Here is a 12405-nt window from a genome sequence, read left to right as displayed (position 1 = left end):
TCACGTTCCATATTGGTTCCCAGTCTGTTCTGAGAGTTTGTTCCCAGCGGAGGACCACCATGCTCACGCGCAAGCAGCACGAACTCGTCTGCTTCATCAACGACCGGCTGAACGATACGGGCATCTCGCCCTCGTTCGAGGAGATGAAGGACGCGCTTGACCTGAAATCCAAGTCGGGCGTCCACCGTCTGATATCCGCGCTCGAGGAGCGCCAGTTCATCCGCCGCTTGCCTAACCGTGCCCGCGCGCTCGAGATCCTGCGCATGCCCGAGCGCGTGGAGAAGAAGCCGGTCCGTGCCAAGGCGACGACGCCGCCCAAGCCCGCCAACGACGTGGTCGAGATTCCGCTGCACGGCCGCATCGCCGCGGGTGTTCCGATCGAGGCGTTCGAGGGGTCGACGATGCTTCCCGTTCCCGCCGCGCTGCTTGGCCAGGGCGAGCATTACGCGCTGGAGGTGTCGGGCGACTCGATGGTCGAGGCGGGTATCCTCGACGGCGACTATGCGCTGATCCGCCGGACGGAGGACGCGCGCGACGGTGAGATCGTGGTCGCGCTGATCGAGGACTCGGAGGCGACGCTTAAATATTTCCGCCGGGAGGGCGCGATGGTGCGTCTCGATCCCGCCAATCGCGCCTACGATCCGCAGCGTTACGCGCCCGCTCAGGTACGTGTGCAGGGCCGCCTGTCGGGTATCCTTCGCCGCTACGAATGATCCGCCACGGGTGCCGGTCGCCCGGCGTCCTGACGGTCGCGATCCGTCCGGACGTCAGGTCGATCGCCAGTCCGCCGGTCCGCTCCAACACCGGGCGGTCGAGCTTCAGCCATTTCGGGCGACAGGTTCGGGGCAGTCGCCGCTCGCTGATGATGATGTCGACTTCGCGGCATAATGTGGTCGTGTCGTCGATCGGCATCAGATACGCGCTACGCGTCGCCGCGATCCGGTGGCCGTCGACCCGCACCGTGCAAAGATCGCGGTTGCACGCAGCCTCCGTCTGTTCGGCTAGGAGCATCGGCTCGCCGTCCACGCCGCCATTCTCCGCCAGCATGTCGCGAACATAATCGCCCGTCCGGTCGCGCAGCATGGCCAGCCGACCGCCTTGGAGCCGCACCGCCACGTGCCGCCCGTCCCCTGTCACCAGCAGGTCGGGCGCTGGGACGCCCAGCGCCCACGCGCCGCCCGCCAGCACCGGCGCCAAGCCCCAACGCCGCCACCGCGTCCGCCACAGCGCGACCCATAGCCCGCCCCCGACCATCAACGCGAATGCGCCCGTCGGCATCGCCGGGAGCGCGGCCACCGCGCCCGGCACGGCCGCGATCCACCGCGCACCCGCCAGCAACAGCCCGATCGCGTGACCGACCAGCCACCACGCCGGCCGGCCGAGCCTGACCGCGTCCAGCAGCAACGCGGCCGCCTCGAGTGGCATGATGACGAACGTCGTGAACGGGATCGCCGCGATGTTGGCGAGCGCGCCGTAGAGCCCGGCCTTGTGGAAATGGAACACCGCGATCGGCATTAGGGCGATCTCGACCGCGACGCCGGTGAGCAGGAGCGATATCACGCTTCGCCCGAGCCGTCGGTGCCACGCCTCCTCCCGCGGCGCGGACCAGGCGCGCATCAGCGGATGCTCGTGCAGCGCGACGATCGCGACGATCGCCGCGAATGACAGCTGGAAACTGGGTCCCGCCACCGACTCCGGCCAAACGACCATCACCGACAGCGCGCCGACCGCGACCAGCCTGAGCGTCAGCGCCTCGCGCCCGAGCGCGACCGCGGCCAGCACCAGCAACGCGGCGACGCACGACCGAATCGTCGGCACCTCTCCGCCCGTCAGCCAGGTGTAGCCGATCGCGGCCACCGCTCCCGCGCCGGCCGCGACCACCGGCAACCGCAAGGTGAGCGCCAGCCGTGGGCTGAGCGCGAGCAGGCGCAGGGTGACGACCATCGTCGCCGCGACCACCGCCGTGATGTGCAGCCCGCTGACCGACAGCAGGTGCGCGAGCCCCGCCCGGCGCATGGCCTCCGCATCATCCTCGGTGATCGCGCCCTCGTCGCCCGTCGCCAGCGCCGACGCGATCCCGCCGATGCTCCCGTCCAACCGGCCCTCGATATGTCGGGTGAGCCGTTCGCGCAGGGTCGATGCGCCCTCCCCCGCGCGCACGACCGTCACCGGCGCGAAGCCGCGCCCGGTAGCGCCGACACCGGCGAACCAGGCGACGCGCGCATAGTCATACGCGCCGGGCAACGCCGCTTCGGGCGGCGGCATCAACCGCGCGCGCAGGCGCACCACCGCGCCGCGCGTCAGCCGGGCGGGCGCGTCGGCCTGGGCCAGGTTCACCCGGACGCGCGGCGGCAATCCCGACGCGCCGACCGGGGCGAGCGTCAGCCGGACGAGTTCGCGCGCCGGCAGCGCCTCGACCCGCTCGACCGCGGCGGTGAACGCGGCGATCGTCGGCCGCGTCAGGACGGGCGCGGCCACCCGCTCGGCCCGCCACCAGACCAGCGCGAGCCCGCTCGCCATCGCCAGCGCGCCGACCACAACGACCAGCGGCGCGCGGCCGCCCCGCGCGAAGACCGTACCGAGCCCGGCGACCGAGACCAGGAGCAGGAGAACCGCCCCCCAGGCGCGCTCGTCGAGCAACAGGAACCAGGCCGTCACCCCCGCCAGGACTGCCACCGGCGTCCATAGCGGCAGCTGCTCGCGCTCGGCCTCCAGCTTGCGCTCGGTCGCCGCGTTCGCCCGGCCCGCCCACTCGCCCATTGTTCGCCGGGATGGACGCATGCTAGGCGCGCGGGCGGCGGAACTGGCCATCGCCGGGCATCCTGGGAGTCCTCGCGCTTGAGCGCAACCATATCGACGACGGGCCGTGTGGTGACGCGTTTCGCGCCGTCGCCCACCGGGTATCTGCATATCGGCGGCGCGCGCACGGCGTTGTTCAACTGGCTGTATGCGCGCCGGCACGGCGGTGAATTCCTGCTCCGGATCGAGGACACGGACCGCGCGCGCTCGACCCAGGACGCGATCAACGCGATACTCGACGGCATGCGCTGGCTCGGCCTCGATTGGGACGGCGACGCGGTGTTCCAGTTCGAGCGCGCCGCCCGCCATGCGGAGATCGCGCGGGCGATGGTTGCAAACGGACACGCCTACCGCTGCTACATGACCGCCGACGAGATCGCGGCCCAGCGCGCCGAAGCCGAAGCCGCCAAGCAGCCGCTACGCATCCGCAGCCCCTGGCGCGACCGCGACGTAGCCGACGGTCCCGCCGGCCAGCCCTTCGTCGTTCGGCTGAAAGCTCCGCGTGAAGGAGCGACGACGATCGACGACCGGGTGCAGGGCTCCGTCACCGTCCAGAATATCGAGCTGGACGACATGGTCCTGCTGCGGTCGGACGGCATGCCGACTTATATGCTCGCGGTCGTCGTGGATGATCACGACATGGGCGTGACGCACGTGATCCGGGGCGATGACCATCTCAACAACGCGTTCCGCCAATCGCCGATCTACGATGCGATGGATTGGCCCAAACCCGTGCATGCGCACATCCCGCTGATCCACGGCGCCGACGGGGCCAAGCTGTCCAAGCGCCACGGCGCGGTCGGGATCGAGGCTTACCGCGACGAACTCGGCATCCTGCCCGAAGCGTTAGGCAACTACCTGCTTCGGCTCGGCTGGGGTCACGGCGATGACGAGATCATCGCGCGCGAGGACGCGGTGCGTTGGTTCGACCTGGACGCGGTCGGCAAGTCGCCATCCCGCTTCGATGGGAAAAAGCTCGACAACCTCAACGGCCACTACGTCCGCCAGGCGGATGATGCGCGGCTGGCGGCCCTCGTCGCGTCCCGAATCGGGATGAACGACACGAACCTCCTGACGCGGGCGATGCCGGTGCTTAAGGTCCGTGCGGCCAACCTGAACGACCTGGCCGAGGGTGCTCGCTTCCTGTTCGCCGTCCGCCCCATCGAGCCGGACGAGGCGGCGGTGGGCCTGCTCGCCGGCGACGCCCCCGCCCTTCTCGCCGCGCTACACGGCGCGCTTGACGCCGCGCCATCCTGGGATACGGAGACGCTGGAAGGCGCTGTGCGAAGGATGGCCGAGGAGCGGGGCGTCAAGCTTGGCCAGGCGGCCCAACCGCTACGCGCCGCGTTGACGGGCCGCAAGACGTCGCCCGGCATCTTCGACGTCCTGGTCCTGCTCGGCCGGGAGGAGAGCCTGGCGCGGATCGCGGACCGGATGGCCGCCTGAACAATTTGGGAGTTACGGGAATGAGCGACACGGCCAAGTTCGACCTCGGCGGCAAGCAGTTCGACTACCCGGTCCTGTCGGGGACGGTGGGGCCGGATGTGGTGGACATTCGCAAGTTGTATGCGCAGACCGACAACTTCACCTACGATCCCGGTTTCACCTCCACGGCGAGCTGCCGGTCGACGATCACCTATATCGACGGCGACGAGGGCGTGCTGCTTCATCGCGGCTATCCGATCGGCGAGCTGGCCGAGCGGTCGAGCTTCATGGAGGTCGCCTATCTCCTCCTCAACGGCGAACTGCCCAGCGCGGCCGAGCTGACGACGTTCTCCAACACCATCACGCGCCACACGATGGTCCACGAGCAGCTCGCGACGTTCTTTCGGGGATTCCGCCGCGACGCGCACCCGATGGCGATCATGTGCGGCGTCGTCGGCGCGCTGTCCGCCTTCTATCACGACTCGACCGACATCCACGATCCGATACAACGCACGATCGCTAGCCACCGGTTGCTCGCCAAGATGCCGACGATCGCGGCGATGGCGTACAAATATTCAGTCGGTCAGCCGTTCCTCTATCCCGACAATTCGCTCAGTTACACCGGCAACTTCCTGCGCATGGCGTTCGGCGTGCCGGCCGAGCCGTACGAGGTGAACCCGATCGTCGAGCGGGCGATGGACCGCATCTTCATCCTTCATGCCGATCACGAGCAGAACGCGTCGACGTCGACCGTCCGGCTGGCGGGATCGTCGGGCGCGAACCCGTTCGCCTGCATCGCGGCCGGCATCGCGTGCCTGTGGGGCCCGGCGCATGGCGGCGCGAACGAGGCGGCGCTCAACATGCTGCGCGAGATCGGCACGCCCGATCGCATCCCCGAGTTCATCGCGCGCGCCAAGGACAAGGACGACCCGTTTCGCCTGATGGGATTCGGCCACCGCGTCTACAAGAACTACGACCCGCGCGCGACCGTGATGCAGCAGACGGTGCGCGAGGTGCTGGGCGAGCTGGGCGTGTCCGACCCCGTGTTCGACGTCGCGCTCCAGCTGGAGGAAATGGCGCTTTCCGACCCGTATTTCGTCGAGAAGAAGCTGTTTCCCAACGTCGATTTCTATTCGGGCGTGATCCTGTCGGCGATCGGATTTCCGACGTCCATGTTCACCGTGCTGTTCGCGCTGGCGCGGACGGTCGGATGGGTCGCGCAGTGGAACGAGATGATCACCGATCCCGACCAGAAGATCGGTCGCCCGCGCCAGCTCTACGCCGGGCCGACGCGGCGCGCCTACCTTCCCGTCGGCGAGCGCTGACGAGACGTGCGCCCGCGGGCCGTCCTGATCGCGCTGGGCGTGATGGCCACGCTGATGGGACTGCTCTGGATCGGGCAGGGTTTGGGCTATGTGGACTGGCCGCGATCGAGCTTCATGATCGACCAGCGGCCCTGGGCCAATCGCGGCGCGGCGCTCGCGGTGGTCGGGCTAGCGTTGATCCTGCTCGGACGACGCGTCCGTCGGTAGTCGGAGCGTGAAGCGCGCGCCCGCACCGGGAGCGCTATCGATGGAGACGTCGCCGCGCATCGCCCGGGCGAGCCGGCGCGCTATATAAAGGCCGAGCCCGCTGCCGCCGGGCTCAAGGACGTCGATCCGCTCGAACTTGTCGAAGATGCGCGTTTGATCCTGCGGGGCGACGCCCTTGCCGACGTCGGCGACCGTGACCCGACCCCGGCCGTCGGTCGCGACCGTGACCACCCCGCCGCGCGGTGAATAACGGACGGCGTTGCCGACCAGATTGACCAGGATCTGCAACGCGCGACGGAAATCGCCCCGCACCGGATCGCGATCGTCCGGGCCGGGCCGGACGATCGCCACTCCCGCGTCGGCGGCGTGGACGGACAGGAGACCCGCCGCCCGCCGCGCGACGTCGGCCAGGTCGATCGGCCCGATCGCGGGCGTGAAGTCGGGCCGTTCGACATCCTCCAGGTCGGCCAGATCGTCGATCAACGCCATCAGGTGCCGTCCGGCGCTGGCGATGTCGGCGGCATAGCCCGCATAATCGCCGCCGATCGCTCCGTCCGCCTCCGCGCCGATGCTGTCGGCGTCGGCGATGATCCGCCCGAGCGGCCGCCTGAGCGCGCGTTCCAGCCGACCGCCGAGCGTCGCGCCGATCGTGGCCGGGGCGTCGAGGACAACCTGCCGGACCAGGCTGACGCCGCCCGCGAAGCCCGCGAACCCACCGTCCACGGCACGGCGGGCCAGCGCGGAGACGAACACGGGCCTCCCCGACGGCCGCAGCTTGGCCGGCTGCCCGGAGAAGGGCCGGCGATCGGCGATCGCGTCGAGGATCGGCAGGCGTTCGGCGGGGTCGGGCTCGAAGCCGAACAGGTCGGTGATAGGCCGCCCGAGCAGCCCGACCGCATCGAAGCCGTGGCGCGCGCCCGCCTCGATCGACACCGCGCCGAAGCGGAGCGCCGCGTCGCAGTCCCACCGCCAGTCGGCACCGGCCAGGAACAGGTCGAACCGCGCGCCTTCGTCCGTCGGTCGCCAGGGCCGGCGCTCGCGCCAGCCCGCGACCGACAGGCGCACGCCCGTGCCATCGGTTTGCGCGCGCACGAACAACTCGATGTCGGCGTCGCGGTCGGCGACGATGACGCCGCGCGCGATCGGCACCTGCAATCGCCGGGCGAGCCGGGCGATGGTGGCGAGCTGCGGCACGGCCAGAGTCCGACCAAGTCCCCCGCCCGCGCGCGTCACCAGGCCCAAAAGCGCGTCGTCCGCGTCGGTCAACCGCCCGTCGACATCGACGATGCCGTGCGCGACCTCCGCGACGCTCACCGCGCGCGCGCCAACGAGCGGACCGCCGCACGGAAGTCGCGGTCCAGCGCCAGCGGCGCGAGCGCGGCGCGCGCGTCCGCCCGGTCGTGCGCGGCGGCCCAATCGACCGCGTCGGCCAAGCGTTCGAGATCGCGCCGCGGATCGGCTTCGGCCAACGCGACGCCGATCCGGGCGATGCGCGCGCGGTCGACGCCGACCGCATGCAGGAGCAGGGTCAACAGGTCGCCGCGCGGATCGACCACCAGGTGGCGGACCTGATCGTGGTCGACGCCGCTCGCGTGGGCGAGCAGGCCGACGAACAGCGCCCCGCGCCGGTCGGCCAGCGCCTCGAGGAGCAGGGGCCCGAGTTCGTCGGCCCGCGCGTCGATCGCGCCTGCCAGGCGGGCGGCGGCGGCCTCGGGCCGGTCGCGCTCGTCATGCGCGGCCAGGCTGCGCAGCGTCGCATCGGCGATCGCGCGGTCGCGCTCGGCCATGCCGCCGGATCCAGGGCCGCCCGGCTCGGGGCCGCCCGGCTCGGGGCCGCCCGGCTCGGGGCCTTGCGCGCGGATCGCGGCGGCCACCCACCATAACAGCCGCTGGCGCAGTTGGGCGGGAAGATCGCTCCTGACCGGCCCGACGCCTTCATTCGCGGCGCCGCGACGGTTGTCGGCGGCGAGCAGCGCGAGCGCCGCCGCGGCGACCACCCCGTCGGGCGAGTCGGCCAGATGCACGAGCAGGCTCGGACGGTCCGGCGCGACCACCGCCGGGGCGAGCGCGTCGAACAGCCCGTCCAGCTCGGTTCGCGCGACCAGCTCCTTCATCAACTCGGGATCGCGGAGCAGCCCGGCTTCGCTCAGGGGCGACAAGACGGACGCACCGCCGAGCAGCGCCTCCGCGGCCCGGGTCGCACCGCGCGCGGCGAGCAGGCGCGCGGCGTGGCGGCGGACCTCCGCCTCCGCCGCGGCGACGACGCCGCCGAGCAGGCGGTGGATGCGCGCGCGCGTCCGGTCGTCGAGGCGCGCGGAGTCGGGCAGGAACAGGTCGCCGATCGCATGGCGCAGGCGGGTATCGACGCGCGCGTCGGCCCCAATCGCCCGGGCGTGACCGGACGGAGCGGTCCCGCCGTCGCCAGGGGTGAAGTCGAACGTCATCCCGCCGCCTCTAGCCCCGGCGCGGTTAAGGCCCCACTAAACCTCGCGCCGGAGCGCTTCGATCGCCGCGCCCAGCGTCGCCGCCGCATAGACCGCCGCCGCCGCCAACCCGATCGCCGGGGCGCCGAGCATCTCGCCCGCCGCGACGATCACCAGATACGCGCCCGGCCCGCCCCAGAACAGCCTTCGCGGCCGTCCCGCGATCGCGCGTTCGCCCAGGCCCGCCATCGTGACGAGCGCGGTCGCGACGACCAGCGTCGCCGGCCCGTCCAGCCGCTCCCCCGATCCGACCGCGAGCACCAACGCCGCCGCCGCTGGCCCCGCCGACATGGCGATCCGCTGTCCGCGCGCGAGCCGCCGTTCGTCGCGCAAGCCCGCCAGGGTGCCGCCCAACGTCCAGGCGATCACCGCGCCGAGCATCATCAGCAGACCGGCGACGATCCATCCGACGCGGATCGCGGCCAGACCGCCAGCGCCCAACGCGGCTCCTCCCGCCGCGACCGCCCCGGCCGACGCACCGCGCCCGACCAGCGCCGGCAGCAGGGCGCGGCCGATCGGCGCCACGATCCACCGATCGAACCAGCCGTGCCGGTCACCGATCGCGTTCGCGAGCACGGCGCGGCCCCGCGCGTCGAGCGCGTCCGCACGATGCTCGACGCCGTGCCCTTCCGCCGCGGCGGTCGCGGAAAGCAACAGATGCGCGGCCCCGCCCTGCGACGCCGCGCGAAGCAGCGCCGACTGCGTGTCCCAATCTTGCGGCATGGCCGCCACGTCGCGCAGACGCGCCGGGTCGAGCCGGGCGATCCCCGCCCAGGCCATGCGCCCGCCGATCCGTTCGAACCCGGATCCGCCTTCTCCGTCCGCGACGACGAGAAGCGTCTCGGGCCCGTCCCCGGCGAGCGGACGCAGCACGCCTTCGGTCGTGACGAGCCCGTCCGCCAGCACCAGCACGCGCGCCAGCGGATGGAGCTTTTCCGCCGCCTCGCCCGCGCCGCGCACCACGTCGACCGCGACGCCGCCCCGCCCCATGCGACTGATCGCGCCGAGCAGGTCGGGCGTCAGGCGCGTCACGACCACGACGATCTGCGACGCGCCCGCCGCGATCAGCAGCCGCGCTTGATATTCGACGAGGGTGGCGCCGGCGAACGGCAAGGTGGCGGCGAGCCGGTCTGGCCGGTCCTCCGCATCGCGGACGGCGAACAATAACCCGGCGAGCATGCGGGCGCTGTTAGGCGCGGCCACCCGCCCCCGTCCAGCCGCGTCAGACCAGCCGTTCCACCGCGCGGCGCAGACGTCGCAGGGTGCGCGCGTCCCCATGCGACCGATCCGCGGCCTCCGACGCGAGCGCCATCAGCCTGATCGCGCCGAAGCTCGCGGCGAGACCCTTCAGTCGCCATGCGGCCGCGCGCCACCCGCTCTCGTCGGTCGCCTGTTCGAGCGCGGTCAACGCCCGGTCGACGCTGTCGTGGAAAGCCACGCGGAGGTCGGCGATCAGCCCGGGCTCGTCGCCCACCGCCGCCGCCAACGCCGCCTCGATCGCCCCGGGATCATATGCCATGACAGGCGGCGTAGCGGCGAAACGGTTAACGCATCGTAACCTACGCCGATCGCAGCTGGATTGTGGCGCGGCCGAAAACTGGTAAACCATGCGCAACAAGGGGACTGATCGTGGAACTACGCGCCGAGGAGGGCTTCGCTCAAGCGGCCGGCTGGAACGACCAGGCCGAACCGACATGGTCGGAGGCGCATCCGGAGGAGGTCGAGCGTTCGCGCCCGGTCTGGCCGTTTCTGGCGGCGGGCGCGGTCGCGTCGTGGATCGCGTTCGCGATTTGGGCGACCTGGTCGCGTTTGGGCGATCTCGACGCGGTGCAGCTGCTCCAGTTCGTCGCGGCGTTGTGCGTCGTGCCGATCCTGGTCGCGACGGTTTGGCTTCTCGTCCAGCGCAACAGTCGGGCGGAGGCGCGGCGTTTCGGCGACATCGCGCGCGCGATGCGGGAAGAGGCGGCGCTGCTGGAGCGGACGGTGTCCGAATTGTCGCACGCGATCGACGCCAACCGCGCGAAGCTCGCCGACCAGGTGGGCGCGCTCCTGGAGATGGGCGATGCGGCGCATGCGCGGCTCGGCGGGATCGAGCGCGGCGTCGGCGCGGAGATCGGCCGCATGGACGCCCACGCGCGCGGGCTCGCCGATGCGGCGACGACGGCGCAGGGGAGCGTCGACGCGCTGCTCACCGCGCTGCCCCGGACGCAAGCCGGGGTGGAGGAGGCCGCGCGCCTGCTCGACCATACCGGCCGGTCGGCGGCGGAACATGCGGCCGATCTGGACATACGGGTGACCGCCCTGGCCGAACGCGGGCGGGAGGCGGACGCGTCGGCCTGCGGCGCCGCCCAAAGCCTGGCGCAACACCTGGCCGCCATGGAGCGGCAAAGCGATACGGCGAGCGAGCGCCTGGAGTCGGTCAGCGCACAGTTGTCGCACACGGTCGACGCGCTCATCGCGCGCACGACCGCGACCGTCGACGGCGCGCGCCAGGGAATCGCGGCGCAGGGCGAGGCGATGATCGATCTCGTCGCCGCGCACCAGTCGCGGCTGGACCATGCCGCGCGCGACAGCGCCGACGCGCTCGCGGCGCGGATCGCGTCGGTCGAGGCCGTGGTCGAGCGGGTGTCGGGCCGCCTGGACATGCAGCGCGCGTCGGGCGACCTGATCGTCGACCGCCTCCAGACCGGTATCGCCGGCGTCGAGGTGCAGCTCGACCGGCTCCACGAACAGGGATCGGAACGCGCGCAGATCTTGGCCGCGTCGATCAGCGCGCTGGGCGGATCCGCCGACGCGATGACGGAGGCGTTGCGGGCGGGCGACGCGATGGCGACGCGCACGATCGGCACCACCGAGTCGCTGCTTCTGGCGCTCGACGCCGCCGCTCGCGAGATCGACGAGACGCTGCCCGAGGCGCTGACCCGCCTGGACGCGCGCATCGCGGGCAGCAAGCGCGTCATCGGCGAGGCCAAGCCCGAGCTGCTGGCGCTCGTCACCGCCGCCGAGAGCACGCACGACGCGATCGAGGCGATCGCGGGCGTCGTCGCCGACCAGCGGCGGACGCTCGACCAGCTGGCGGGACAGCTGCTCGAGACGCTCTCGACGGGCCGAACCAAGGCGGACGCGCTCGGCCATACGGTCGACGAGGCGATCGAGCGGACGCGACGCTTCTCCGACGAGGCCGCGCCGCAGCTGGTCCAGGCGCTGCTCCGCATCCGCGACACCGCCGCCGAGACCGCCGACAACGCGCGCGACAGACTGGCCGCGATCGTGCCGGAGGCGGTCTCCCGGCTGGAGGCGGCGGGCGCCCAGGCGCTGCGCCGGGCCGCGTCGGGAACGGTCGAGCGTCAGATCGAGGCGCTGGCCACCGCGACCGACGCCGCGGTGGCCGCTGCGGGCGACGTGGCCGAGCGGGTCGCGCGCGAATGCCGGGCGATCGCCGACCAGACCGCGATCATCGAGACCCGGATCGAGCAAGCGCGCGACGATCGGGAGAAGCACGACCGCAACACCCTGTCGAGGCAGGTAGCCGGGCTGATCGAGACGTTGAACTCGGCCTCGATCGACGTCGCCAAAATGCTCGGCCCCGAGGTGTCGGACAGCGCCTGGGCCGCCTATCTGAAGGGCGACCGGGGGGTGTTCACCCGGCGGGCGGTGCGGTTGCTCGACGGCGGCGACGCGCGCGACATCGCGCGGCTGTACGACGCGGACGAGCATTTCCGCGAGGCGGTCAACCGGTACATCCACGATTTCGAGGCGATGTTGCGCGCGGTCCTGCAACAGGCGGATGGATCGGCACTGGGCATCACGCTGCTGTCATCGGACATGGGCAAGCTCTACGTCGCGCTGGCGCAGGCGATCGAGCGGCTGCACTAGCTACAGGTCGGCCCGCTCGCGCAGGAACAGATTGACCGACCGCGGCGTGATCCAGCCGTTGACGTAGTTGAGATAGTAAATCGCGAAGGCCGCCGTCGCGACGATCGTCGCGCGCAGGCAAAGACGGCGCAGGTCGAACTCGTGCGGCGCGCTGTCCGCCTGTCCCGGGACATGCTCGCCCCCGGCCTCGTGCGTCGTCCTGACCCCGAAGGGCAGGACGACGAACACGGAGAACGACCAGAACAGCAGGTAGATCGCGAGCGCCGAGGTCCATTGCATCGCGTGTCCGC

10 protein-coding genes and 1 pseudogene are annotated in these 12405 nt (G+C 71.6%); 5 read left to right on the top strand and 6 right to left on the bottom strand.

Features of this window, described 5'->3' with window-relative positions:
- Positions 1–59: 59 nt before the first annotated feature.
- Positions 60–713: a transcriptional repressor LexA gene (gene lexA / locus ACFE71_RS05820; RefSeq protein ID WP_375427863.1), complete on the top strand. Its 654-nt coding sequence runs from the start codon at positions 60–62 to the stop codon at positions 711–713.
- A 559-nt stretch (positions 714–1272) separates the two neighbouring features.
- Here lexA and ACFE71_RS05815 read toward each other — a convergent pair.
- Positions 1273–2760 (bottom strand): annotated as a pseudogene (locus ACFE71_RS05815) (ComEC/Rec2 family competence protein); the annotation flags it as partial.
- A gap of 78 nt (positions 2761–2838) precedes the next feature.
- On the opposite strand from ACFE71_RS05815, the gene gltX reads away from it, so the two are divergent.
- The 3 genes from gltX to ACFE71_RS05800 are packed head-to-tail and all read left to right on the top strand — an operon-like array spanning position 2839 to position 5756.
- Positions 2839–4245 (top strand): glutamate--tRNA ligase, encoded by a 1407-nt coding sequence (gene gltX, locus ACFE71_RS05810; protein WP_375427862.1) that lies wholly within the window; start codon positions 2839–2841, stop codon positions 4243–4245.
- Between the two features lie 20 nt (positions 4246–4265).
- Positions 4266–5549, top strand: coding sequence for a citrate synthase (locus tag ACFE71_RS05805; RefSeq protein ID WP_375427861.1), 1284 nt, complete (start codon positions 4266–4268; stop codon positions 5547–5549).
- Between the two features lie 6 nt (positions 5550–5555).
- Entirely contained in the window at positions 5556–5756 is a 201-nt protein-coding gene (locus ACFE71_RS05800) for a hypothetical protein (RefSeq protein ID WP_375427860.1), read from the top strand.
- Here ACFE71_RS05800 and ACFE71_RS05795 read toward each other — a convergent pair.
- The 4 genes from ACFE71_RS05795 to ACFE71_RS05780 are packed head-to-tail and all read right to left on the bottom strand — an operon-like array spanning position 5718 to position 9758.
- Positions 5718–7070 carry a sensor histidine kinase gene (locus ACFE71_RS05795; protein ID WP_375427859.1) on the bottom strand — a complete coding sequence of 451 codons (1353 nt, stop codon included), beginning with the start codon at positions 7068–7070 and terminating at the stop codon, positions 5718–5720. The genes ACFE71_RS05800 and ACFE71_RS05795 overlap by 39 nt on opposite strands.
- Positions 7067–8200, bottom strand: a complete 1134-nt coding sequence (locus ACFE71_RS05790) for a hypothetical protein (protein WP_375427858.1) — start codon at positions 8198–8200, stop codon at positions 7067–7069. The genes ACFE71_RS05795 and ACFE71_RS05790 overlap by 4 nt, the downstream gene beginning before the upstream one ends.
- 36 nt (positions 8201–8236) lie before the next feature.
- The gene (locus tag ACFE71_RS05785; protein ID WP_375427857.1) at positions 8237–9418 is read right to left on the bottom strand and encodes a hypothetical protein; all 1182 of its coding nucleotides are present in this window, start codon (positions 9416–9418) and stop codon (positions 8237–8239) included.
- Between the two features lie 43 nt (positions 9419–9461).
- Positions 9462–9758, bottom strand: a complete 297-nt coding sequence (locus ACFE71_RS05780) for an Hpt domain-containing protein (protein WP_375427856.1) — start codon at positions 9756–9758, stop codon at positions 9462–9464.
- A 110-nt stretch (positions 9759–9868) separates the two neighbouring features.
- On the opposite strand from ACFE71_RS05780, the gene ACFE71_RS05775 reads away from it, so the two are divergent.
- Entirely contained in the window at positions 9869–12115 is a 2247-nt protein-coding gene (locus ACFE71_RS05775) for a hypothetical protein (RefSeq protein ID WP_375427855.1), read from the top strand.
- On the opposite strand, the gene ACFE71_RS05770 is transcribed toward ACFE71_RS05775, so the two are convergent.
- Positions 12116–12394, bottom strand: a complete 279-nt coding sequence (locus tag ACFE71_RS05770; protein WP_375427854.1) for a DUF1467 family protein — start codon at positions 12392–12394, stop codon at positions 12116–12118.
- Between the last annotated feature and the right edge of the window lie 11 nt (positions 12395–12405).

This window comes from uncultured Sphingomonas sp., assembly GCF_964237155.1.
GTDB lineage: Bacteria > Pseudomonadota > Alphaproteobacteria > Sphingomonadales > Sphingomonadaceae > Sphingomonas.
The sequence above is the reverse complement of the archived record's forward strand: the minus strand, read 5'-3'. Positions and strand labels throughout refer to the sequence as shown.

Coding starts and splice junctions, on each gene's coding strand:
- lexA (WP_375427863.1), top strand. CDS start 60: ATGCTCACGCGCAAGCAGCACGAACTCGTCTGCTTCATCAACGACCGG.
- ACFE71_RS05805 (WP_375427861.1), top strand. CDS start 4,266: ATGAGCGACACGGCCAAGTTCGACCTCGGCGGCAAGCAGTTCGACTAC.
- ACFE71_RS05790 (WP_375427858.1), bottom strand. CDS start 8,200: ATGACGTTCGACTTCACCCCTGGCGACGGCGGGACCGCTCCGTCCGGT.
- ACFE71_RS05785 (WP_375427857.1), bottom strand. CDS start 9,418: ATGCTCGCCGGGTTATTGTTCGCCGTCCGCGATGCGGAGGACCGGCCA.
- ACFE71_RS05780 (WP_375427856.1), bottom strand. CDS start 9,758: ATGGCATATGATCCCGGGGCGATCGAGGCGGCGTTGGCGGCGGCGGTG.
- ACFE71_RS05770 (WP_375427854.1), bottom strand. CDS start 12,394: ATGCAATGGACCTCGGCGCTCGCGATCTACCTGCTGTTCTGGTCGTTC.